The following is a 21,692-nucleotide window of genomic DNA, read 5'->3' as shown; positions in this document are numbered from 1 at the left end:
GATGACCGTGCTCGCCTTTGCCTGGAACCCTGCCGTCGGCATACCGCTGGCGATCGTCGGCGCCATTGCGCTGGCGTTGCTCTGGCTGTTCGGCCAGCCCAGGAAGGAGCAGGGCAGGCGACGCATGCCGACCGGGCAGGGCGGCGGCGAACGCCGCGAACCCACGCTGGGCGATGGCGACGCCAACGACATGCTGCTGGACGATACCGATCCGCACATGCATCGCGACGAGCCGTTGCCGCACCAGGGCGAACTCGAAATCGGCCTGCGCCAGGAACTGGAAAAGCTCGGCGCCACCCTGGCTGGCGAACGGACCACGCCGACCAAGCCCTCCGGGCGCGCCGCTTCGATCATCGACGCGCTGCGTGCGCCTTCCGGCGCACCCGAAGCTGTTGAGCCGGCGCCTGTCCCGATGGTGGCCGCGCCTGCCCCCGTCCCTGCACCGGCACCTGCCGCGAAGGCTCCGCCGCCTTCGGACCTTGGCCGCCGCCCATCCCAACTGCCGATGGAGCGCATCGTCACGGTGTTCGTCATGGCCCGCGACGGCGGGGTTTTCAATGGTGCGGACCTAATCGTCGCGGCCGAAAAGGCCGGCCTCGAATACGGTCACCTGGGCATCTATCACCGGCTGGTCGATGGCAAGCGCGAACAGGGCCCGATCTTCAGCGTCGCCAACATGCTCAAGCCCGGCAACTTCGACCTGACCCGGCTCGATGGCTTGCGTACGCCCGGCCTGAGCTTCTTCATGACCCTGCCGGGCCCGCTGTCCGCGCTGGATGCCTGGGATGCCATGCTGCCCACCGCGCAACGCATGGCCGAACTGCTCGACGGCCAGGTCCTGGACGAGGAACGCAACGCCCTGGGCCGCCAGCGCATCGCGCACATCCGGGACGAACTGCGCGGCTGGGACCGCGATCACGAAGGCCAGGAAATCATCTTCGGCCGCTGAGCCCTCCCACGGTCGCGGGAACGCCCTTGCAGGAGCGCACCTGTGCGCGGCCGCCATGCATCCGGTCGCGCACATGTACTCACCGCCAACCCATCCGCCCGGATCAGCGCGCCATGTACACGCCCTCCGCCTTCCGCGAAACGCGCCTGCGCGAACTGCATGCAGCGATCGACGCGAATGCCTTTGCCAGCCTGATCAGCACCACCACCAACGGTCTCCAGGTCAGCCACATCCCGCTGCTGCTGGCGCCGGAAGAGGGTACGTACGGCACCCTCTACGGCCACGTCGCCCGCGCCAACGCCCACGCGCTATGCAACGGTGCACCGTCGCTGGCGATCTTCCTGGGACCGCACGCCTACATATCGGCCGGCTGGTACCCCGGCAAGCAGACCCACGGAAAGGAAGTGCCCACCTGGAACTACATCGCCGTCCACGACCACGGCACACTGGAAGTGTTTGAAGACCCGGCCGCCTTGCGCGAACTCCTGCGCAAACTCACCGATCGCCACGAACAACCCATGCCCAGGCCCTGGCGCCTGGACGACGCCCCGACCGAGTACATCGACCGCAACCTCGGAGCCATCACCGGCTTGCGCCTGCCGATCGAGCGCATCGAGGGCAAATGGAAACTGAGCCAGAACCGCACCGAAGCCGATCGCGAAGGTGTGCTGGCTGGCTTGGACAACCTTGGGAGTGATGAAGCCCGTGATATGGCCGCAGCGATCCGTGCCGCCAACGGGTCAGCCCGAAAACCGTAGTCTGCCTGGCGGCAACGTACCGCTTTGCTGCCGCCAGCGTCCCGGATCAGTTCGCTTCCAAAGAAGCCTGCAGCGCGGTGGCCAGCGCCGCATCGCCGCTGACCAGATCCTTCCAGAGCAACTCGACACCGCGCCGCCGGCCTTTCTCCGTCAACTTCAATCCGTCCGGATCGATCGCCAGCGTGTAGGTGGCATCCCCGATTGTCAGTTCACGTTTCAGCGGTTTGTCGAGCGGTGTCATGGGCGACTCCTGGGGGTAAAAAAGGGTGCGGGGCGTAATACCGAGGGCGGCTGACGCTGCGTAGTTGGTTTGTCCTTAATTGCGCATAATGTCTATTATGTAAAATCAAGTAATGACGCTTATGGCACAGCTGTGAGCGCTGCGCGGTCCTACTTCCGCCGTGTCACCTGCTTCAGCTCTTCGGCTTGTCGATCACAGATCCGTTGGAGCTCGTCCAGTTGATGTACCAGATCCGCGCGCATCGCGTGGCTGTCCTGCAATTGGCTATCCAGGATGGCGCAGGCGTTCTGGGCGAGGTCCCGTTCCGTCCGCGCCCGGGCGACATCGGCTTCCGCGGCCTGCAGGCGCGCATCCCAGGATTCGCGTTCCTGCGCCAGCCGGTGAGCCAGCATGGTTTCCAGCTCGGAACGCTCGTCCTCGAAACGGCTGGTCAGCACACGCTCGGCGTGCTCGGTTGCCAGTCGCCACATCTCAGTCATCGCGCGCCCTACGGAACCCGGGATATCGGGAAAGGCATTGCGTTGCTGCAACCGCTCCCCGACCTGGCTGCGCCACGCATCCAGCATGCGGATGATCGTATTCGGCGAGCCTGTACCCAGTTGGACGCGGATCTTCTCGACCGTGGGATTCTTGCCGGTGCCCAAGATCGCATCCGCTGCCGCGTTGACCTGCTCTTGGGTGATGCCACGAGGCATGCGGTTCTCCCGGGTCGCGCTTCACCGCTGGTTTGCCACGGGTGGTAAGTGATGACTATCGTGGCCAGACTCACTAGGTGTGTAATACACAAGCTGAAAGATAATTCCGCCTCTCTGGCACGGGGACGCGCCGGGCGTAACGGACACCCGCGCCCTCCCCCGACGACCTGCCTAATAGGGCGGTGCCTTGCGTTGGCGCTGTGTTTTTGCTGCCTCCGTCCACCAGGCCAGGTCGTCCGCGAAGCGTGAGAACGAACGTTCCAGGAACGTGCCGGCTTCGCCTATCGGCTCGCCGGACGTGTCCAGTGTCTGTGCGATCGGCCCCACGGTCACCGTGCTTGAGATGACGACCATGCCCATCTCCGACAACGTGCCGTGCCAGAGCAGGTTGGAGCGGGCGCCGCCGATGCGGCCGGCCGAATAGCTGACAATGCCGGCCGGGCGCCAGAACCACTCTTCCAGGAAGTGGTCGGTCAGGTTCTTCAGGCCCGGTTGCACGCCCCAGTTGTATTCGCCGGCGATGAAGACGAACCCATCAGCTGACCGGATCTGTCGCGCAAGCATTTCCATGGCCGCGGGCGCCCCGCCCGGTGGGTATTCCTTGTACATCCGGTCCAGCATTGGCAGGCCGATGCGCCGGGCGTCGATCAGCTCCGCATCGGCGCCCCGGGCGGCCAGGCGACGGGTGACGTAGTCGGCGAGGCGGATGCCTGCACGGTCCTCACGATAGGACCCATAGAAGACGAGGATGCGATCGGGCATGGCGCGTGGCTCCCGGCACTGGTTCGCCTCGGCAGCCGGGCGAGTCCGTGGCGGATCCACCACGTGCCCGACGGCGTTCCGTTGACCGATGGTTGATTGGCATCTGGCTGCTGCTGGGCATGTTACGGCCTCTGTTTTCCCGGATGCGCTGGGGGCAAAAAGATCGCCGAAAGCCCTGGGCGGTCGCGGCAAACAGCCCCGAGTGGTGTCACTCGCGCCGTGCGGGCGGATGACGGGAACTTGGTGACAAAAATACGCCCCTTCCGGACTGGCAGACGCCACCGGCGAGCCGCGAAAGAGACGGCGCGCCGGCTCGCCGCCGTGCGTCGCGATCGCGGCCGTCTCAGCGGAAGCAGCAGGCGCTTGAGCACGGCCCCGATCTTCGAGTGGATGAGCTGCAGGCCATTGGCCTCCGAGAACGCCGACGCCGACCCGATCCCAGGACGAATCCAGATGGACGAATTGGGCGACAGGCTCACCAGCGCGCCTGCACCGAAAAACCATCCGAGCCACCGCCCGAGAGCACCACGTAGTCGATCGTCCCCTCGGTGCGGAAAGGGCGCGGAAAGATCGCCCGGCTAGCGTCTCTTCCAGCCTGACTACCGATGCGACTCGATGAGCGCGACCGGCTGGACTATTCTGTGTGACTTTGACGGGACCGTTTCCGTCGAGGACGTCATCGACTCCCTTCTCGACCGCTTCGGCCGACCGGGCTGGGAACAGCTCGAGCGCGACTGGCGGGCCGGCCGCATCGGCTCGGGCGCCTGCATGCGTGGCCAGGTGGCGCTGCTGGACATGAGCCGCGACGAGCTCGACGCGCACCTGGACGATCTGTCCATCGACCACGGCTTCGCCCGTTTCGTGGAAGTCACCCGCGAGCGCGGTCTTCCCCTGCGTATTGTCAGCGACGGCCTGGACCACGCGATCGGACATCTCCTTCGCCGCCAGGGCCTGGACGACCTGCCGGTCGCGGCCAACCGGCTTTTCCCGGCCACGCCGCCGCAGCGCTGGCAGCTGGCCTCGCCTTACGGCGCACCGGGCTGCACCAGCGGCACCTGCAAATGCGCGTGCGCCGAGGCGGCCTCCGCCGGCGGCACGCGAAAGGTCCTGCTGATCGGCGATGGCGCCTCGGATTTCTGCGTCGCCGACTGCGTGGACTTCGTCTTCGCCAAGCACCGCCTGATCGAGCACTGCCGCGCCGCCGGCATCCCGTATGCGCCGATCACCGGCTTCGACGACGCCCTCGCCCTGCTGCCCGCGCTGCTGGACGGCAGCCTCGCCGAGTCGCACGTCGTGCCCTTACCCGCTCCCCTGCCTGCCTGACCTTCCGGAACGCCCCCGATGACCGCTTTCGACAAGCTCGCTTCCCTGGTGATCGACGACGCGCAACTGCTGGCCGACGAAGCGCGCTACAGCTCCTTCGGCGACACCGTCCATTACGTCGATCCGCCCAAGATCTTCCGCCGCTGCGAAGGCAGCTACATGTACGACAGCGCGGAGGTGCCGTTCCTCGACCTGCAGATGTGGTATTCGGCGGTCAATTTCGGCTACGCCAACCCGCGCCTCAACGGCGTGCTCAAGCAGCAGATCGACCTGCTGCCGCAGGTGGCCAGCCAGTATCTGCACCAGACGCGCATCGAACTGGCCAAGGCGATTGCGCTGGACGTGGAAGGCAAGTTCGGGCACCGGGGGCGCGTGCACTTCAACGTGGGTGGCGCGCAGGCGATCGAGGACTCGCTGAAGATCGTGCGCAACGCCCGCAACGGCAAGAGCCTGATGTTCGCCTTCGAAGGCGGCTACCACGGCCGCACGCTGGGCGCCTCCTCGATCACCTCCAGTTACCGCTACCGCCGCCGCTTCGGCCACTTCGGCGAGCGCGCGATGTTCATCCCCTTCCCCTACCCGTTCCGCCGGCCCAGGGGAATGACGGCGGACGAGTACTCGGACGCCTGCGTGCGCCAGTTCGCGCGATTGTTCGAGACCGAATACAACGGCGTGTGGGATCCGAAGGTCGGCCAGGCCGAGTACGCCGCCTTCTACGTCGAGCCGATCCAGGGCACCGGCGGCTACGTGATCCCGCCGATGAACTTCTTCCGCGACCTGAAGAAGGTGCTGGACCAGTACGGCATCCTGCTGGTGGTCGACGAGATCCAGATGGGTTTCTGGCGCACCGGCAAGCTGTGGTCGATCGAGCATTTCGGCGTGACGCCGGACGTGCTGGTGTTCGGCAAGGCGCTGACCAACGGCCTCAACCCGCTCTCGGGCCTGTGGGCGCGCGAGGAGCTGATCAACCCGACCGTGTTCCCGCCCGGCTCCACGCATTCGACCTTCAACTCCAATCCACTGGGCACTTCGCTCGGCCTGGAGGTGCTCCGCATGGGCTACGAACTCGACTACGAGACCACCGTGCCAACCAAGGGTGTGCACTTCCTCGACGGCCTGCGCGACTTGCAGAAGCGGCACAAGGAGATCGGCGACGTCGACGGCCTCGGCCTGGCGCTGCGCGCCGAGATATGCACCGAGGACGGCTTCACCCCGAACAAGGCCCTTCTCGACCGGATGGTCGACATCGGCCTGGCCGGCGACCTGCGCCACGACGGCAAGCCGATCGGCCTCGTCCTGGACGTGGGTGGTTGGTACAAGAACGTGATCACGCTCGCGCCGTCGCTGGACATCACCCATGCCGAGATCGACCTGGCCATCGCGTTGCTCGACCAGCTCCTGACCCGCGCCAAGCGGGGCTGAGTCGTCAACTACCGCTTTTCACACGGAGGCCGTCATGAACAGCCCTCTTTCCGACGAAGCCATTCGTCAACAGGTGTACGACATCATCGTCAAGGAGGCACGCGTCGAAGCCCCCGCGCTGCGTCCGGATGCGACGTTGAAGGACCTTGGTGTCGGCTCGCTCGAGGCGATCGAGCTGATCTTCGATCTCGAGGAGCATTTCGACATCACCTTCCCCGAGTCGCAGGCGAGCTTCGATACCGACACGGTGCAGAACCTGCTGGACGCGATCCGGTCGGCACTGGACGAAAAGTCCGGTGGCGCGGAGGCCGCTGCGTGAACGAGTCGCGGCGCGTCGCCATCACCGGCATGGGCGCGGTAAGCGCTTTCGGCGAAGGTGCGCACGTGCTTTGGCAAGGGCTGCGTGCCGGTACCAGCGCGATCCGCCCGCTGCGTCACGAGCGTGCCGCGGACGTTCGCGTCCGCGTCGCGGCGCAGGTGCCCGAGTGTTTTGACGCCACCGCGCATTTCGACGAACGCACCCTGCCGCTGCTCGACCGCACGGCCCAGTTTGCGCTGCTGGCTGCGCGCGAGGCGGTGGCGCAGTCGGGCATGTCCTGGGACGACGACGCGGCGAAGCGGCGCGCGGCCGTGGTGATCGGTACCGGTGTCGGCGGCGAGAACACGCAGAACGAGCAGGCGCGCCGCCTTTATGCGGAAAACGCCACCCGGCTGAACCCACTGACCATCGTGCGCGTGATGCCCAATGCGCCGGCGAGCCAGGTCAGCATCGCCTTCGGGCTGCGCGGGCCGGCTTTCGGCGTGGTGAGCGCCTGCGCCTCCTCGAACCATGCGATCGCCCAGGCCGCCCTGCTGATCCGCGCGGGCCTGGCGGACGTGGCGATCGCGGGCGGCACTGAGGCCTGCTTCACCTACGGTGCCTTGCGCGCATGGGAGGCCATGCGGGTACTCGCGGACGACACCTGCCGTCCGTTCAGCGCGAACCGGCGCGGACTCGTGCTGGGCGAAGGCGCCGGCGTATTCGTGCTGGAGGCGATGGAGCACGCGCAGGCACGCGGCGCACAGCCGCTGGCCGAACTGGCGGGGGTCGGCATGAGCGCGGATGCCGGCGACATCGTGGCGCCCGACCCCGCCGGCGCCGCCGCCGCGATGGCGCAGGCGCTGGACGATGCCGGACTCTCTCCCGAGGACGTCGATTACATCAACGCGCACGGCACTGGCACGCTGGCCAACGATCCGGGCGAGACGCGCGCGATCCGCCAGGTGTTCGGGCCACATGCGGACCGGCTCGCGGTGTCCTCGACCAAATCCATGCACGGGCACGCGCTGGGCGCTTCCGGCGCACTCGAGCTGGTCGCCGTGCTCGGCGCCCTGCGCGAAGGCGTGGTGCCGCCGACCGCCAACTTCAGCACGCCCGACCCGGCATGCGACCTCGACTACGTGCCCAACGCCGCACGGGAAATGCCGGTGCGCGCGGCACTCAGCAACTCGTTCGCCTTCGGCGGGCTCAACGCGGTACTGGCGCTCAAGCAGGCCTGAGGCGGTTCCCATGCCGTACTCCACTGCCCTGGAGCCTGACGCACTGGTCGGCCACTTCCTCGCGCATCCACCGCGCGGCTTCACGGTGCGCTGCACGGCGTCGGGCCTGCCCTCCTTCCTGGCCCCGTTCGACCTGCTGACCACCGCGGACGAGGCCCTGCGTCGGCGCATCTGCCGCCTGCCCCTCTACTCCTGGTGGGGGCGGTTGCTGTGCTGGCGCACCCGCTTCGTCGGTTGCACCGTCAGCGAGTACGCGCCGCTGCCGGCGCAAGTCTCGCCCGACACCCTCGCGCGCGAGCTGATCGACGCCTACGGCCGCGAGCGCGCCCTACTGGTCGTCAAGGACCTGCCGCAGGACTCGCCCCTGCTCGATGCCGCCGCCAACGCCCAGGCCACGGCGCTCGCGACGGCGCTGGCGGCCCGCGGTTTCGTATTGCTGGAAGGCATGCCGCTGGCCTGGGTGCCGATCGACTTCGCGTCCATTGACGAGTACCTGGGCCGGCTGTCGGCCGCGCGCCGCAAGGACATCCGCCGCAAGCTGCGCGCCCGCGTGAACCTCGAGGTCGAGGCGCTGCCCACCGGCGCGCCTCCGTTCTCCGACCCGAACGTGGTCGCCCAGTACTACGCGCTGTACCTCAACGTCCACGCGCAGAGCGCCATCCATTTCGACCTGCTCGGACAGGATTTCTTCGCCCGCGTACTGCAGGACGCATCCAGTGCCGGCGTGGTGTTCGCCTACTGCCACGACGGACGCCTGATCGGCTGGAATCTCTGCTACGTCCACGCCGGCAAGCTGGTGGACAAGTACGTCGGCTTCGCCTATCCGGACGCACGCGACCACAATCTCTACGCGGTCAGCTGGATGCACAACCTCGAGTACGCGCGCACACACGGGCTCACCCATTACGTGGCGGGCTGGACCGATCCGCAGGTCAAGGCATACCTGGGCGCGCGGCTCAATCTCACGCGACATGCGGTGTACCTGCGCAACCCGCTGTTGCGCGCCCTGTTCCGCCACCTCGCCACGCGCTTCGAAGGCGAGGCGGCCAGCCCCGCGGGGATCCGCCCGTGAACCGGCCGCTCGTGCTGGATATCGACCACTCGGTCGGACCGCTCGCGGAGCGGCTGGTGATCCCGCTGTCGCACTGGCAGGAGTCGGTGCGGTTCGGCTGCTCGCTGGGCACGCTGGCGCGGTTCCGGCGAGGCCTGGAGGACGCCTGGCCGGAAGGGAACGCCACCGCCATGCTCGGCAGCGGGGACTTCCATCACCTGAGCTGGCCGCTGATCGGGCGCGTGCCTGCGACCCGCCCGTTCCAGGTGGTGGTGCTGGACAACCATCCGGACAACATGCGCTTTCCCTTCGGCGTGCACTGCGGCTCCTGGGTGCGGCGCGTGGCGGAGCTGCCGCAGGTCGGGCACGTGCACGTGGTGGGCATCAGCTCGCGCGACATCGGCGTCGCCCACGCGTGGGAAAACTACCTGGCGCCGCTGCGCCGGGGCCGGCTGAGCTACTGGAGCGTGGGCGTGGACGTCTCCTGGGCGGCGCGGGTGGGCCTGGCCGGCGCCTTCCACGGCTTCGACAACGTCGCCGCGATGGTCGAGGCTTTCGGCAGCCTGCAACATGCGCAGCCCCGCCCGACCTACCTGTCGATCGACAAGGACGTGTTCGCGCCCGAAGTAGCCAGGACCAACTGGGACCAGGGACAACTGCAACTGGACGACGCACTGGCCATCATCGCAAGCCTGCGCGGCGGGCTGGTGGGAAGCGACATCACCGGCGAAATTTCAGCCTACCGCTACCGCAGCTGGTGGAAGCGCCGGCTGTCCGCGATGGACGGCCAGCCGGCGGTCGACGGGCACGACCTCGGTCGTTGGCAGGCACAGCAGCATGCGCTCAACGAGCGGCTGCTGGAGGCCATCGCCCGCCGTATCGCGCCCGATCCATCCGGCGACTGATTTCAGCTGGCCGCGCGTTCGATGACGCTGGCGATGCGCTCGAACGTCGCGTCGTCCAGCCAGGGACTGTTGCCGATGGTCAATGTCCGTTGCGCGAATGCGCGTGCGTTCGGCACGTATGCCGGCGGCACGCGATCGGCAAGGTAGGCGTAGTCGGGCAACGCGTGGATGAACAGCCGGCTGACCCCGAGCCCGCGGGTCCAGAGCTGGGCCAGCACCTGGTCGCGGCAGCGTTCGTCCGGAAGCTGCAGGAGCAGGCAGGGCCAGGTGCCCTGCGTGCCCGGCGCGTCGTCGAAGACTTCCACGCCGGCGATGGCGCGCAACCATTCCACCCGCGCCTGGGCTTGCCGCCGCAGCATGGCGAGGAAGCCGGGCAGGCGCGCGGCGGCGTTCGCGCCAACCGCTTGCCGCCAGCGGCCGACCCGATGCAGCGGGAGGGTCGCCGGGAAGGCATCGCCCACCGCGTCGACGGGATCGCCCCGGCGCATGGCGCGGCGCAGCGGGCGGCCGTAGGCAAAGACCAGTCCGCGCGGCCGGTACAGTGCGGCCAGCCCCAGCAGCTCCGCGCTTCGCCGGGCCTCCCAGGCGGGACGCCGGGGAACCAGTCGTTCGCCCGCGTCGCGCAAGGACTCGCGAAGCGAGGCGTCGCGCGACAGCAGCAGTCCGCCCTCGAAGATCGACAAGCCCTTGCCGGCGGCGAGGCTGAAGAAACCCACGTCGCCGCGCAGCCCCACGCTCGCACCGTCGCTGCGGGCACCCAGTGCCTGAGCGGCATCCTCGATCACGAAGGCTCCCGACCGGGCGGCAACCGCCACGGCCGTGTCCACATCCGCCACGCGCCCGGCCAGGTGCGTGGGCAGCACGGCCAGCGTGTCCTCGCGGCAGGCCGTGGCAAGCGCCTGCGGGTCCATGTCGAAGTGGCCCGGGCGCAGGTCGCACAGCCGCAGTTGCAGGCCCGCCTGGTGCACGGCGATCGCCACCAGCGGACAGGTGTAGGCCGGCACCACCACCACCGACCGGCGTGGCTGGCGCGCGTGCAGCACGCGCAGCGCGAGCAGCAGGGCCGCGGTGCCCGAGCAGGTCAACTGCAGCGGTGGCGTCTGCAACTGCCCGGCGAGGATGGCCGCCAGGTTGGCGCGGCCGGGCCGCAGGTCCGCCAGCCGCAGCGGCAGGCCGGCGGTCGGCGGCAGCTCGCGCGGCAGGCCACGCATGGTCAACCCGTGTGTGGCAGCGGCCGATCGCCGGGGACCTCGCCCGTGGCGATGCGCGCTTCGGCCAGTCCCAGGCACACGATGCCCGCCACGATGGCGCAGGCGCCGACGACACGTGGCATCGTCAGCGGTTCGTGGAACAGCCACACCGAGAGCAGCATCACGCTCACCACTTCCAGATGCGAGGCGGCGAACGCCGGCCCGATCGGCGCATGCCTGAGCAGGCTCATCCAGGTGAAGAAGGCGCCGAGGTAGCCCACCACCGCGCCGTAGATCCACGGCCCGTCGAGCAGCCGCAGCACCCAGGCCAGGCTGGCCGCCACCGGCAAGGCGTGCGTGCCGGCCAGCTTGAAGGAGATCTGCGAGAGCGTGTCGAACGCCATCAGCAGCAGGAACCCGGAAAGGTACGCGCGCCTCATGCGCCCGCGCCCACGATCGCCACGCCCAGGCTGACCAGCGCGATGCCGAGCAGGCGCAGGCGGGTGAGCTTCTCGGCGAAGAACCAGCGGCCCGCGAGCATGATCGCGACAATGTTGATCGAGCCGAGCAGCACGCCCTCGGACAGCGGCAACAGCGACAGGAAGGCGACCCAGACCAGGAACTCGAGCAAGTAGCAGCCGACTCCGAGCCACAGCCACGGTCGCGTCGCCATCCGACGCCAGCGTGCCATTCCTTCCCCCGCATGCGGGTCGGCCGCCGCCGCCTTGAAGGCAAGCTGGCCGGTGCTGTCCAGCACGATGTTCGCCATCCACAAGGCCAGGACGAGCGGGCTCATGACGACACGGGATCGGCATGGCGCTGCTCGGCCACTGCACGGAAGAATTGCGCCGATCGCTCGATCAGCGTGCGCCGCTGCTTGTCGATCGTGATCATGTGGTAGCTGTCCTCCAGCAGCAGCAGCTCGGACGGCGCGCTCACCCCGCGCAGCACCAGCTCGGCGTTGCGCACGCTCGCCACGTCGTCGTCGCTGGCGTGCGCGACCAGGCATGGCGAGGTGACCTGGTGCAATTGCCGGCGCACGCGCCGCGACAGCAGATAGAGGTCGGCCAGCGAATGCCACGGGTTGCCGAGCAGCCCGGCAATGGTGCTGTCGCCGCTGCGCATGGCGGCGCTGACCTGTTCGCGCAGGCGCTCGTCGCGCAAGCCGTAGGGCGGTTGCTCGAGGAAGACCCGATCGCGGCCGAGCCCCACCCGCTTGGCGAACGGCAGCAGGAACGACAGCCGCGCCAGCCACGGAATGCTCCAGCCGTCGTAGCGGAAGGTCGCGCCGTACACACCTACGCCGGCGACCTGGCCGGGCCGGTCGGCGGCGAGCTTGAGCGCCAGCAGCGCGCCCATCGACAGGCCGCCGACGAACAGGCGGTCGACCTTGCCGCGCAATGCATCGGCGGCTGCTTCCACGCTTGCGTACCAGTCGCGCCAGCCGGTGGCGAGCAGGTCGTCGGTGTCGCCGCAATGACCGGCCAGCTGCATGCCGTGCACCGTGAAGCCGGCGCCGTGGAGTCCCTTGCCGAGCAGCCGCATCTCCATCGGCGTGCCGGTCAGGCCATGGATCAGCAGGACGCCGAGCGGGCCGCCCTCCAGGTAGAAGTCGGTCTTGCGGATCACGTCGCCTGCCCGGGAAAGTCCAGTGATGAGCGTCGCATCGGCCCGTTTCAGCGGGCTTTCGCGCTCGTCGGGGCCGGCGCGCCGAAGCGCACCATCACCCGCTGGCCCACGCGCAGCGGCGTCGGCACGTCGAAGGCCAGCACGCACTCCACCGTGCGCGAATTGATCCGCTGCTGCGGGTCGTCCTCGAGCGTGGACGGGCCGACCAGCTGGCCGACTCGCAGCACGTGCGCACGCCAGGGGCCTCCCTGCGGGTCGCCGTCGGCGGTGACCTGCGCGGTCATGCCGGGCTTGACCGCATCCATGTAGGCCTCGCTGAGGTCCGCCCGCACCAGGCGCGGCACGTGCGGCAACAGCACGAAGAGCGGAGCGGACTGCGCGGTCGCCAGCGTGCCCGGCTGCGCGGCGACGTGGATCACGTCGGCATCCAGCGGCGCGCGCAACGTGTGCTGCTCCAGCTCGAAGCGCGCGGCAGCCAGCTTCTGCCCGGCAACGTTCACGGCCGCGCGCGCGGCCTGCTGCTGCGCGGCCAGTTCGCCCGCGGCCGCCTCCGCGTCGTCCGCGCTCTGGCCGTCGCCCGCGCCGGCGCTGGCCGCGGCGGCCAGCCGCCGGGCGCGCAGCCGCGCGGCATCGAGCCGTGCACCGATCAGCGAGACCTGCGCACGCGCCTGGTCTACTTCCGCCTGCGCCGAGGCGACGGCAAGCCGCGCGGGCTCGGCGTCCAGCGAGGCCAGCACCTGGCCCCGGCGCACCGATTGCCCTTCGTGCACGTCGACTTCGGCGAGCAGGCCTTCGCGTGGCATGCCGAGGTTGAGCAGGCCCCCATCGACGTCGATGCGCCCGCGCGCCACGGCCGCATAGGCGGGCGCCGGCGCCGCGGGCGCCGGGTCATCGTGCTGGGTGCAGGCGGCGAGCCACAGGCAGGCCGGTACCGCAAGGACGAACAGGCGCCGCTGGTTCCATCCGGTCATGGTCCGACTCCGTGCAGGGCGTGCGCTGGCGCGAGGCGCCGGTCGCTGAGGATGCGCCCATCTTCCATGGCCAGCACGCGGTCGGCGTGGCCGATCAGGCGGGGGTCGTGGCTTACGCAGAGCACGGTGGTGCCGTGGTCGTGGGCGATGCGATGGAGGATGTCGATGATCGTTTGCCCGTTGCTGGCATCGAGCGCACTGGTCGGTTCGTCGGCGAACAGCAGCTGCGGCTGCTTGGCCAGCGCGCGGGCGATCGCCACGCGTTGCTTTTCCCCGCCGGACAGTTCCGCGGGCTTGAGTTTCATGCGATGCGACAAGCCCACCTCCTCCAGCGAGCGTTCCGCCTGTTCGCGCGCCTGCCGGCGGGACAGGCCCAGGTAATCCAGCGGCAGTTCCACCTGTTCGAGCGCGGTGAGTGCCGGGAAAAGGTTGAAGCCCTGGAACACGAAGCCCGTGTGCCGCAGGCGGAAGCGTTCCAGCGCGCCGCCGTCCAGGCCGCTCAGCTCCGTGCCGAGCGCGAAGACGCGCCCGGCATCGACTGGCTGCAGGCCGCTGAGGATCGCCAGCAAGGTGCTCTTGCCGCAGCCGGACGGACCCGAGATAAGGGTCAGTTCGCCGGCATGGATCGATAGCGACAGGCCGTCGAGCACCTGCGTGCGCGTGGCGCCGGAAGCAAAGGCCTTGGCGATGCCCTCGGCGCGCAAGGCAGGAAGCATGGCAGTTGGCGCGTTCATCGCAGCAGGCTCGCCGGATCGGTGCGCCGCAGGCTGCGAATCGCGGCCAACCCGGACACCGCCGCGAGGCCCAGCGCGAGCACGACGCAGGCGAGCGTGACCGGCAGGTTCAGCACCACCGGCACGTCCTGCTCCCGCGCCAACGCGAGCAGCATGGCGCCGAGCATGGTCGCCCCGGCGAGGCCGAGTGCGCCCACCCACAGCGCCTGCTCCAGCACCACCCAGCGCAGCGCCCCCACGCCCACGCCGAGCGCGTTGAGCGTGGCGTACTCGCGCATCGAGCCGGCCACCGCCGCGACCAGCGTCTGGCTGGTGATGACGGCGCCGACCAGGAACACGATGCCGGCGAGGAACAACACCCCTGCCCCGGCGCCGGTATCGAACATCCAGTACAGCACCGAGCGCCGGGCGAACGCCTGGGCGGTCCATACGTCGTAGGGGCCGAAGGCGCCGTCGCCGTGCAGGCGCCTGGCTGCCGCATCGGCCTGCGCCGGATCGCGCAGGCCGGCGACCAGGTAGGTGGGCTGGCCGCTGTCGCCTGGGTCGGTATCGAGTTCCCGCGCGGTCGCCAGCGAGCTGAGGACGTTGACGCCGCCGAGCGCGCGCAAGCCGCTGCTCACGCCGACCACTCGCACGGTATGCCCGTTGATCGCGGCGGTACCGCCGACCGCCACGCCGAGCTTGTCGATGTCCGCCCGGTCGACGATCACCGCGTCGGGCTCGTATAGCCGGGCGCGCAAGGCTGGCGACAGCGCGCGCGCGAACAGCAGCCCATCCGCGCGCGGGTCGATGCCGGAGACGAACACCGATTCGCCGCCGGTGTCGGTCGCGCCGCGCCAGTCGGCATCCAGCCAGATGAAAGGTTCCACCCGCGCGACGGCCGGGTCCATCAGCAGCCGCGCCTGGATGTTGGGGTCGATCGCGCGGCCGAGGTTGACGCTTTGTGTGCCCGGGTAACCGACCCACAGGTCGGCGTTCGAGCCGGTGATGTACACGCTGGCGCTGCCGAAGATGCCCAGCACCAGCGCGGCCTGCAGCAACTGCAGCAAGCCGGCGAAGCCAACCGCCAGCATCGCCGGCAGGAAGCGCCGCCACTCGTGCAACAGAGTCTTGCGGGCCAGGGCGACCATCAGTCCCGGTGCTCCGGTTGAGCGGCCAGTTCCGTGGTCGGCGGCGGTGCGCCGCCCAGCGCCTTGAACACCGCGACGAACGCCAGATCGCGGCGGGCCCGGGCCTGGATCGCCGCCTGCTCGGCCTGCCCGCGTGCGATGCGGCTCTCCTCGCGGTCGATCGGGCTGGCGAGCCTCAGCTCCACGCGCCTGGCCACGACCGCATCGGCACGCGTGAGTGCGGCCAGGGCATCGGCGCACCTGCGCTCGTCGCCGGTGCGTTCCTCGAGCCCGCCCAGGGCTGTCTCGGTCTCGGCGACCGCCTGCAGCACCGATTGGCGATACGCGAACACGCTGGCCTGGAGCTCGTGCCGCTTGGCATGGTCCTGGGCCGCGCGCATGCCCCAGTCGAACAACGGGATATCGATGATGGGGCCGGTCGAAAACAAGGCGTTGTCGTTGGTCCGACGGTGCGTCTGCAGGTTGGTCGACCACACCAGCGAGCCGCCCAGCGCGAGGCTGGGAAACCGGTTGGCGTGGGCCAGGCCGGCTTCTCCCGCCGCGCGCAACACATCGGCTTCCGCACGCAGGATGTCCGCGCGCGCGCGCAGCAGGTCGGATGGGACGGAGGCGGCGTGCCAGCGGCCGAGCGACGGCAGCGGGTGGGGCCGGGACCAGGCCGGGTCGGGCTCGGGGCGCCCGAGCAGCACGGCCAGTTGCTGCGCGCTTGCGTCCGCCGCGTCGCGCGACTCCGCCAACGCAGACCCGGCCTGGTCGAGCGCCGCCCTCCCCCGCTCCACCTCATCCGTGCCGGCCAGCTTCAGTCGCCGACGAACCTGCAGCAGGGCGTATTCGTGACGGCGCGCGTCGCGGATGGAACTGGATACCCGGAACTGCTGCTGGGCCGCCCGCAAGCCGATCCAGTCGCGCACCACTTCGCCCGCCAGCGAGAGGCGCGCAGCGCGCAGGTCGGCATCGGCGGTGGCGACGTCGGCGCGCGCAAGGCGTTGCGTGGCCCGGCCCCGGCCGAACAGGTTCAACTCCCAGGTCGCGTCGAATCCCGCGACGAAGAAGGAGGCGCTGGCATCCGGGTCGATGGCGTCGATCGTGGTGGCGCGCAATTGCGGTCGGAAGCGTGCCGCCTCGGCTTCGTGCATGGCGCGGGCGGCGCGCACGTGCTCGACCGCCTGCGCGACGTCCAGGTTGTCCGCCAGCGCCAGGTCGACCAGGGCGTCGAGCTGCCGGTCGCCGAACGCGCGCCACCAATGGTGCAGATCGGTCGGCACCGCAGCGTCCGTCCCGACGGTCGAGTGCCGCCAGTGGTCGGGCAACGGTGGCCGCAGGGGCGGCTCCTTGACGCCGGCACAGCCGGCCAGTGCGACCGCGAGCACGGCGCGCGGCAGCCAGCGCATGCCGCCGGCGGTACGGCGGGACGGGAGCGGTCGGGTCATGGACGAAAGTCCCGGGAAGCGGTAGCCGGAAACACGATCACGACGCACAGGCCGCGCGGCTCGGCGCGTCGATAGGCCACCCGGGCGCCATGGCGCTCGGCGATGCGCTGGACAATCGCCAGGCCGAGCCCGGTGCCCTCCTGCGCCGTTCCCGGCACGCGGAAGAAACGCTCGCCGAGGCGCGGAAGCAGGTCGTCGGGCACGCCGGGACCATCGTCCTCGACGTGCAGGCGCACGCCGTCGGGGGCGGCAGCGAGGCCCACGGTGAGGTTGGTTCCGCGCCCGGCGTAGCGCAGTCCGTTGTCGATCAGGTTGTCGAGCATTTCGTGCAGCGCGCCGGCGTCGCCCGTGACGTACAGCGGCACGTGCTCACCCTGGAAGCCAAGGTCCACGCCTGCGGCGAGGGCGTCGCGAAGACGCAGGCCGATGACCTCGGGCACCAGGCGGGCCATGTCCACCGCGGTCCACGCCGTGGGCGTACCCAGCGGTGACTGGGCACGCGTCAGCGCAAGCAGCTGCGCCGACGTCCGCGCCGTGCGCAGGGTGAGCTGGCGGATATGACCCAGCGCCTCCTTAACGGCCTGGGGCGTGCCGTCCGCCAGTGCGCTCTCGACGTTGAGGCTGAGCCCGGCCAGCGGCGTGCGCAGCTGGTGCGCGGCATCGGCGATGAAGCGCTCCTGTACTTCGAGGACGCACCGCAGCCGGGCGAACAGGCCGTCGATGGTCCGCGTCAGCGGCAGGATCTCGCGCGGCACGTCGGTCTCGCCGATCGGCGTGATTTCGTGTTCGCGCGCGGCCAGCCGGGAGGTGAGCGGGTTGAGTACGCGCAGGCCGTAGTCCACGCCGAACCACACCAGCGAAAGCACGCCCAGGATCAGCAGCGTCTGCAGCGGCACGGCCATCATCAGGATCTCGCGTGCGCGGCGGTGTCGGTCGCTCAGTGTCTCGGCCACGCTGACGGTCAGCATGTCCGACGGTTCGGCGTCCGGATGCAGGCTGGCCACCGCCGCGCGCAACGGGCGCGGGCCGAGCACGGTATCGAACAGCAGGGGCGGCCTCCCCGGCGGCGGCGCCGGGGGCTGGTCGAACCGCGCATTGTCCGCGAGCACGCCGCGGCGCTGGCTGCGGACGCTGAAATAGGCGCGGCCGTCGGGATCGTATTCGAGCAGGAACCGTGCCTGCGGCGTGATCCCGTCCTGCATCGGATCGGTACGCAGCATCTGGGCGAGCGCCTGCGCATCGTCGGCCAGATCGCGGTCGTGCACGCGGTTGGAGTAGGCGAGCGCCACGCCGTAGGTCAGCATGGCATCGAGCACCAGCAGCACCCCGACCGGGATCAGCAGGAAGGCGAGCAGGCGCCGGCGCAGGCTGGGTTGCCACCGGGCGGCGACCAGCGCCTGGTCAGCCACAAGCCTCCTCCTCCAGCATGTAGCCCAGCCCGCGGATCGTGCGCACGCCCGTGCCGCAGCCGCGCAGCTTGCGCCTCAGGCGGTGAATCGCGATGTCCAGGCCGTTGTCCGTGAGGTCCTGGTCCCAACTGCACAGGGAGTCGACCAGTTGCGGTCGGCTGGTCAGCCTGCCGACGCGCACGGCGAGCGCCGCGAGGACGCCGAATTCGCGAGCGGTCAGGTCGAGCGCATCCTCGTCGATCCAGGCCCGATGCCCGGGTAGATCCACACGCAACCGCCCTACCCTCAGCTCCGGCGTGCCCTTGCTGGCCATCCGTCGCAACAGCGCGCGCACCCGGGCGTTGAACTCGTCGAGCGCGAAGGGTTTGATCAGGTAGTCGTCCGCGCCGAGGTCGAGCACCCGCACGCGTTCGCGCAGTCCCTCGCGCGCGGTGATGACCAGCACCGGCATTTCACCGCCGCGCCCGCGCAGTCGCTGGAGCACATCGGCGCCGTCCATCCGCGGCAGGCCCAGGTCCAGCACCAGCATGTCGTAGGGGGCGTCGTGCAGGGCCGAGTCGGCGCGGGTTCCGTCATCGACGGTATCGACGGCATGGCCGCCGTGGCGCAGCGCTGCCGCCACGCCTGCAGCGATGGCCACGTCGTCTTCCGCAATCAGGATGCGCATGGTCGTTTCCGGAAAAGCAATCGGGCCACATCGGGCGGATCTTCTGGGGGCTGCCTTTCACCACGGTTCCATCGAATGACGCGCGCTTTCGTTCCGAATCGTGAGCGGCTTTGTCTTCAAATGTCCTTACGGCGCCATTGGTTTTTCGTTTGGCCCACTCGCGGGTCCAGGCGTGCGTTTGCGAGGATCCTCCGCGCCGTTGCTTAGCCTGGACTTACATCCGGCGATGCCAGGTGCGGGTCACGGACCAAAGGTGCGCCACTGCGCCGACGGCGTCGCGGCTCACGGCTTGAAATGGTGCACATAGCCCACGCTGAAGCCGCCGGGCAGCCAACCCAGGATCAGCGGGGAGTCCCGGTGCGAAGCCCATATCCCTATGCCGGTGCCGATGGCGGCGCCGACGAGCACATCGCTTTGCCAGTGCCCGTGAACCTTCACGCGTGCGACCGCGTCGTACGCCGGCAGCAGCGCCAGTGCATAGACGGCAGGATGGTCGTTTCCATAGCGGACCATGAAGGGCGTCACCGCCGCCGAGATCGCCGCGACCTCGCCGCTGGGAAAGCTCTGTCCGTGCTTGAAGAAGCGGTTCGGGTCGCTCGTCTGCGAGGGTCGCTCGCGACCGAAGGCGTACTTGAGCGCCTGTGTGCCGACGCCGCTCACCACCATGGCGTCGACCGAACGCCAGAAGGTGTCGCCGAGCTCGTCCTGGTCGCCGAAAACCAGGGCGCCCGCTCCGATCGTGACGATACTGCCGTAGATGAGCGCCTTCTGGTCGCTGCGCTTCCAGATGCCGCTGTTGTCGTAGTGCACGCGGTGATCGATGCCAAGCGGCCCCCCGCTAGCCATTGAGTTTCCGAGCGGCGCCAGGGCGAGCAGGAGCATCAGGAACAAGCGCATCGCCGAAAGCCTCCAGGCAGGGATGTCTCGAAGCGTAGGAACCTGCTCTTTCGGCTTCCTTTCGGAAGCGGCATCAGCGCCCGGGGATCGACCGCCTCACGCAATGCGCCTGGGTTACCGGCATCCGCAGGTCCAGGCGCCTGCTTGCCTGTTCATGACCGGCGCGTAGGCCTCCAGCCACAAGTCCATGCCTTGCTCCAGGTCAGGAACAGATCCTGCCGTGCCGGCACCACCAGCCAGTGCGGGCCGGCCGCGAGCGTCCATCGGGACGCTGGAACCCCGCCGTCCACGCTTGCCTGGAGCGGATGCATGCCGTCGCTCAATGCATAGGTGCCGGGAAGCCTGATGGTGATGCGCTGCCGGTTACCGCTGGCGGGCAGCCGCATCCCGGCCATGTAGACGCCCGCGGTGCCCGGCAGATAGTTGCGCAGGGTGAAAGCCTGGTCTGCCGGAGGCAGGCGTTCGGGAAGGACCACCTTGGTGTCGTGCGCCACCAGCGTCGCCGCGATCCGGTCGGGTGCGATGCCACGCTCCAGGCGGCGCAGCTGCAGGCTTTCCAGTACCGGGTAATAGGGGCGCGGGCGATAGATGGCACCGCTCTTGGCGTCCATGACCGGATCGGAGGGCGCCGTGCAACGGAGGACCACGGCCAGGCGCGAGCGTTCGGCCGCCAGCGCGTCCCGCCATGGCGGCGCGTGATGCACGAGTAACACAAGCTCGAGCACAACCATCAGCGCCACCAATGCCGATGAACGCGGCAGGCCCAGCCACCGGACAGACGGCCGCGCGGCCGCTGCAACCAGCGAAAGCATCGCCGTCGGGATTACCGGCAGGAAATCCTGCGGCGTGGACAAAGGCCAGGCCACCCAGATGAGCAGCATGTACAGCACGGCCTGCAGGCCGAGGAAGACGCGCCAGCGCATGGCGGCGTCCGCCGCGCGTTCCCGCCGCAGCCGGACAGCCGCGGCGGTCACGATGGCTGCAGCCACCAACGCGTACGTGACCTGGCGCCACAGATGGCTGGGACCGCCGGTTGGACCCAGTCCGTAGGCCACGATGTCGTCGTACGCCGGTCCGAGGTCATGCCGGCCTGCCAGCCACGCCACCATCGCCAACGGAATCGCCACGCTGCCGGCGATCGCGGCCAGCGCAGGGCTGAGCATGGCTTCCTGCATCACGGGACGGGCAACGCCCGCAGCCATGCCGGCGACGAGCGCCGTGGCGAGCAGCGGCAAGGCTTTCTGCGATACCGCCAGCGCCGCGCCGAGGCAAAGGCCCGCGATGAACCAGCGCCCGACAGACCGGTGCGCCCCGACCACCAGGGCCAAGCCGGCGAGCCAGAGCGCGGCCCACAGGGCATCGGTGCGGAATTCGCCCATCTTCACGAAGAAGATCTGCATGAGCGCGGCGAGCAGTACGCCCGCAGCGGCGACCCGCACCGTGTAAAGCCGCCTGGCCATCGTCCAGGCGGACCAGAGTGCGAGCGCATACCAGGGGATCACGGCCAGCCGCAGCCACCACAGGATGTCCGCCCGCGGTCCAAGCCAGCGCATGTACTGCGCATACAGCAGTCCGAACAGTGGGCCGTGGTTGTCGAACGCATCGCGATACGGCGTGCCGCCAGTCGCGAGGTTCCACGCCACGTGGGCGTGCTGGGGTTCGTCCGAGTTGACCGGATAGGCCTCCAGCCACAGCACGCGCATGGCGAGCAAGGCGACGACGCCTGCAAACCACAGAAGCCGCGTCGATGGATGAACAAAAGTGCGCATGCGGCCCAAGCTAGCCGCGCGACTTTTCGGCGGGCTTTCCGACCCGTCGGGTTTTTGCAGGTGCGACCATCCTCCCCCGCGCACGGTCGGAAACACGAGTCTTTGCGGCACTGGAGATCCCGCCGAGCCACCCTCTTCGGAGGGGCCGGCGATACCCTGCGACAAATCGCCCGCGCTCCAGCTTGCTGCCCGCCTGACATGAATCAAGGGCGCCCCCTGCC

Annotated in this window: 23 protein-coding genes; 8 read left to right on the top strand and 15 right to left on the bottom strand. The window is 69.3% G+C overall.

Going from position 1 to position 21,692, the window contains the following annotated elements; all coding sequences use genetic code 11:
* Window position 1 precedes the first annotated feature (1 nt).
* Window positions 2–949 carry a cell division protein ZipA gene (gene zipA / locus ACFWZ4_RS01100; protein WP_439702934.1) on the top strand — a complete coding sequence of 316 codons (948 nt, stop codon included), beginning with the start codon at window positions 2–4 and terminating at the stop codon, window positions 947–949.
* A 113-nt stretch (window positions 950–1,062) separates the two neighbouring features.
* Entirely contained in the window at window positions 1,063–1,707 is a 645-nt protein-coding gene (locus tag ACFWZ4_RS01095; RefSeq protein WP_439702933.1) for an FMN-binding negative transcriptional regulator, read from the top strand.
* A 46-nt stretch (window positions 1,708–1,753) separates the two neighbouring features.
* On the opposite strand, the gene ACFWZ4_RS01090 is transcribed toward ACFWZ4_RS01095, so the two are convergent.
* From ACFWZ4_RS01090 to ACFWZ4_RS01080, 3 genes are all read right to left on the bottom strand, one after another.
* On the bottom strand, window positions 1,754–1,948 hold the full coding sequence (locus tag ACFWZ4_RS01090) for a hypothetical protein (RefSeq protein WP_439702932.1): 195 nt from the start codon (window positions 1,946–1,948) through the stop codon (window positions 1,754–1,756).
* Between the two features lie 149 nt (window positions 1,949–2,097).
* Entirely contained in the window at window positions 2,098–2,643 is a 546-nt protein-coding gene (locus ACFWZ4_RS01085) for a DNA-binding protein (protein ID WP_439702931.1), read from the bottom strand.
* A gap of 171 nt (window positions 2,644–2,814) precedes the next feature.
* Window positions 2,815–3,405 carry an NADPH-dependent FMN reductase gene (locus ACFWZ4_RS01080; protein ID WP_439702930.1) on the bottom strand — a complete coding sequence of 197 codons (591 nt, stop codon included), beginning with the start codon at window positions 3,403–3,405 and terminating at the stop codon, window positions 2,815–2,817.
* 615 nt (window positions 3,406–4,020) lie between these two features.
* Between ACFWZ4_RS01080 and ACFWZ4_RS01075 the strand changes: the two genes are divergently transcribed.
* The 6 genes from ACFWZ4_RS01075 to ACFWZ4_RS01050 are packed head-to-tail and all read left to right on the top strand — an operon-like array spanning window position 4,021 to window position 9,645.
* Window positions 4,021–4,728, top strand: a complete 708-nt coding sequence (locus ACFWZ4_RS01075; RefSeq protein WP_439702929.1) for an MtnX-like HAD-IB family phosphatase — start codon at window positions 4,021–4,023, stop codon at window positions 4,726–4,728.
* 18 nt (window positions 4,729–4,746) lie between these two features.
* Window positions 4,747–6,150 carry an aspartate aminotransferase family protein gene (locus tag ACFWZ4_RS01070; RefSeq protein WP_439702928.1) on the top strand — a complete coding sequence of 468 codons (1,404 nt, stop codon included), beginning with the start codon at window positions 4,747–4,749 and terminating at the stop codon, window positions 6,148–6,150.
* Window positions 6,151–6,184: 34 nt separating this feature from the next.
* The gene (locus tag ACFWZ4_RS01065; RefSeq protein ID WP_439702927.1) at window positions 6,185–6,469 is read left to right on the top strand and encodes an acyl carrier protein; all 285 of its coding nucleotides are present in this window, start codon (window positions 6,185–6,187) and stop codon (window positions 6,467–6,469) included.
* Entirely contained in the window at window positions 6,466–7,689 is a 1,224-nt protein-coding gene (locus tag ACFWZ4_RS01060) for a beta-ketoacyl-[acyl-carrier-protein] synthase family protein (protein WP_439702926.1), read from the top strand. Before ACFWZ4_RS01065 ends, ACFWZ4_RS01060 begins: the two co-directional genes overlap by 4 nt.
* A 10-nt stretch (window positions 7,690–7,699) precedes the next feature.
* Window positions 7,700–8,761 (top strand): GNAT family N-acetyltransferase, encoded by a 1,062-nt coding sequence (locus ACFWZ4_RS01055; protein WP_439702925.1) that lies wholly within the window; start codon window positions 7,700–7,702, stop codon window positions 8,759–8,761.
* Window positions 8,758–9,645, top strand: a complete 888-nt coding sequence (locus tag ACFWZ4_RS01050) for an arginase family protein (protein WP_439702924.1) — start codon at window positions 8,758–8,760, stop codon at window positions 9,643–9,645. The genes ACFWZ4_RS01055 and ACFWZ4_RS01050 overlap by 4 nt, the downstream gene beginning before the upstream one ends.
* A 2-nt stretch (window positions 9,646–9,647) precedes the next feature.
* Here the strand turns inward: ACFWZ4_RS01050 and ACFWZ4_RS01045 are convergent, their stop codons facing one another.
* From ACFWZ4_RS01045 to ACFWZ4_RS00990, 12 genes are all read right to left on the bottom strand, one after another.
* Entirely contained in the window at window positions 9,648–10,856 is a 1,209-nt protein-coding gene (locus ACFWZ4_RS01045) for a DegT/DnrJ/EryC1/StrS family aminotransferase (RefSeq protein ID WP_439702923.1), read from the bottom strand.
* A 2-nt stretch (window positions 10,857–10,858) separates the two neighbouring features.
* Entirely contained in the window at window positions 10,859–11,275 is a 417-nt protein-coding gene (locus ACFWZ4_RS01040) for a DMT family transporter (protein ID WP_439702922.1), read from the bottom strand.
* The gene (locus ACFWZ4_RS01035; RefSeq protein WP_439702921.1) at window positions 11,272–11,631 is read right to left on the bottom strand and encodes an EamA family transporter; all 360 of its coding nucleotides are present in this window, start codon (window positions 11,629–11,631) and stop codon (window positions 11,272–11,274) included. The genes ACFWZ4_RS01040 and ACFWZ4_RS01035 overlap by 4 nt, the downstream gene beginning before the upstream one ends.
* Window positions 11,628–12,464, bottom strand: coding sequence for an alpha/beta hydrolase (locus ACFWZ4_RS01030; RefSeq protein WP_439702920.1), 837 nt, complete (start codon window positions 12,462–12,464; stop codon window positions 11,628–11,630). Before ACFWZ4_RS01030 ends, ACFWZ4_RS01035 begins: the two co-directional genes overlap by 4 nt.
* 47 nt (window positions 12,465–12,511) lie before the next feature.
* Complete coding sequence (locus ACFWZ4_RS01025) at window positions 12,512–13,435, bottom strand: HlyD family secretion protein (protein WP_439702919.1); 924 nt, start codon at window positions 13,433–13,435, stop codon at window positions 12,512–12,514.
* Window positions 13,432–14,169: an ABC transporter ATP-binding protein gene (locus ACFWZ4_RS01020; RefSeq protein WP_439702918.1), complete on the bottom strand. Its 738-nt coding sequence runs from the start codon at window positions 14,167–14,169 to the stop codon at window positions 13,432–13,434. The genes ACFWZ4_RS01025 and ACFWZ4_RS01020 overlap by 4 nt, the downstream gene beginning before the upstream one ends.
* Window positions 14,166–15,299, bottom strand: coding sequence for an ABC transporter permease (locus ACFWZ4_RS01015; protein ID WP_439702917.1), 1,134 nt, complete (start codon window positions 15,297–15,299; stop codon window positions 14,166–14,168). Before ACFWZ4_RS01015 ends, ACFWZ4_RS01020 begins: the two co-directional genes overlap by 4 nt.
* Window positions 15,299–16,690: an efflux transporter outer membrane subunit gene (locus ACFWZ4_RS01010; RefSeq protein WP_439702916.1), complete on the bottom strand. Its 1,392-nt coding sequence runs from the start codon at window positions 16,688–16,690 to the stop codon at window positions 15,299–15,301. The genes ACFWZ4_RS01015 and ACFWZ4_RS01010 overlap by 1 nt, the downstream gene beginning before the upstream one ends.
* Window positions 16,691–16,725: 35 nt before the next feature.
* Window positions 16,726–18,138: a sensor histidine kinase gene (locus tag ACFWZ4_RS01005; RefSeq protein WP_439702915.1), complete on the bottom strand. Its 1,413-nt coding sequence runs from the start codon at window positions 18,136–18,138 to the stop codon at window positions 16,726–16,728.
* Entirely contained in the window at window positions 18,131–18,805 is a 675-nt protein-coding gene (locus ACFWZ4_RS01000) for a response regulator (protein WP_439702914.1), read from the bottom strand. Before ACFWZ4_RS01000 ends, ACFWZ4_RS01005 begins: the two co-directional genes overlap by 8 nt.
* 282 nt (window positions 18,806–19,087) lie before the next feature.
* Window positions 19,088–19,702, bottom strand: coding sequence for a phosphatase PAP2 family protein (locus tag ACFWZ4_RS00995; RefSeq protein WP_439702913.1), 615 nt, complete (start codon window positions 19,700–19,702; stop codon window positions 19,088–19,090).
* Between the two features lie 152 nt (window positions 19,703–19,854).
* The gene (locus ACFWZ4_RS00990) at window positions 19,855–21,567 is read right to left on the bottom strand and encodes a glycosyltransferase family 39 protein (protein WP_439702912.1); all 1,713 of its coding nucleotides are present in this window, start codon (window positions 21,565–21,567) and stop codon (window positions 19,855–19,857) included.
* Window positions 21,568–21,692 lie beyond the last annotated feature (125 nt).

This window comes from Frateuria sp. GZRe12 (assembly GCF_051900535.1).
In the GTDB taxonomy this organism is placed as follows: Bacteria; Pseudomonadota; Gammaproteobacteria; order Xanthomonadales; family Rhodanobacteraceae; genus Frateuria_A.
This window is presented reverse-complemented; position numbering and strand designations above follow the sequence as displayed.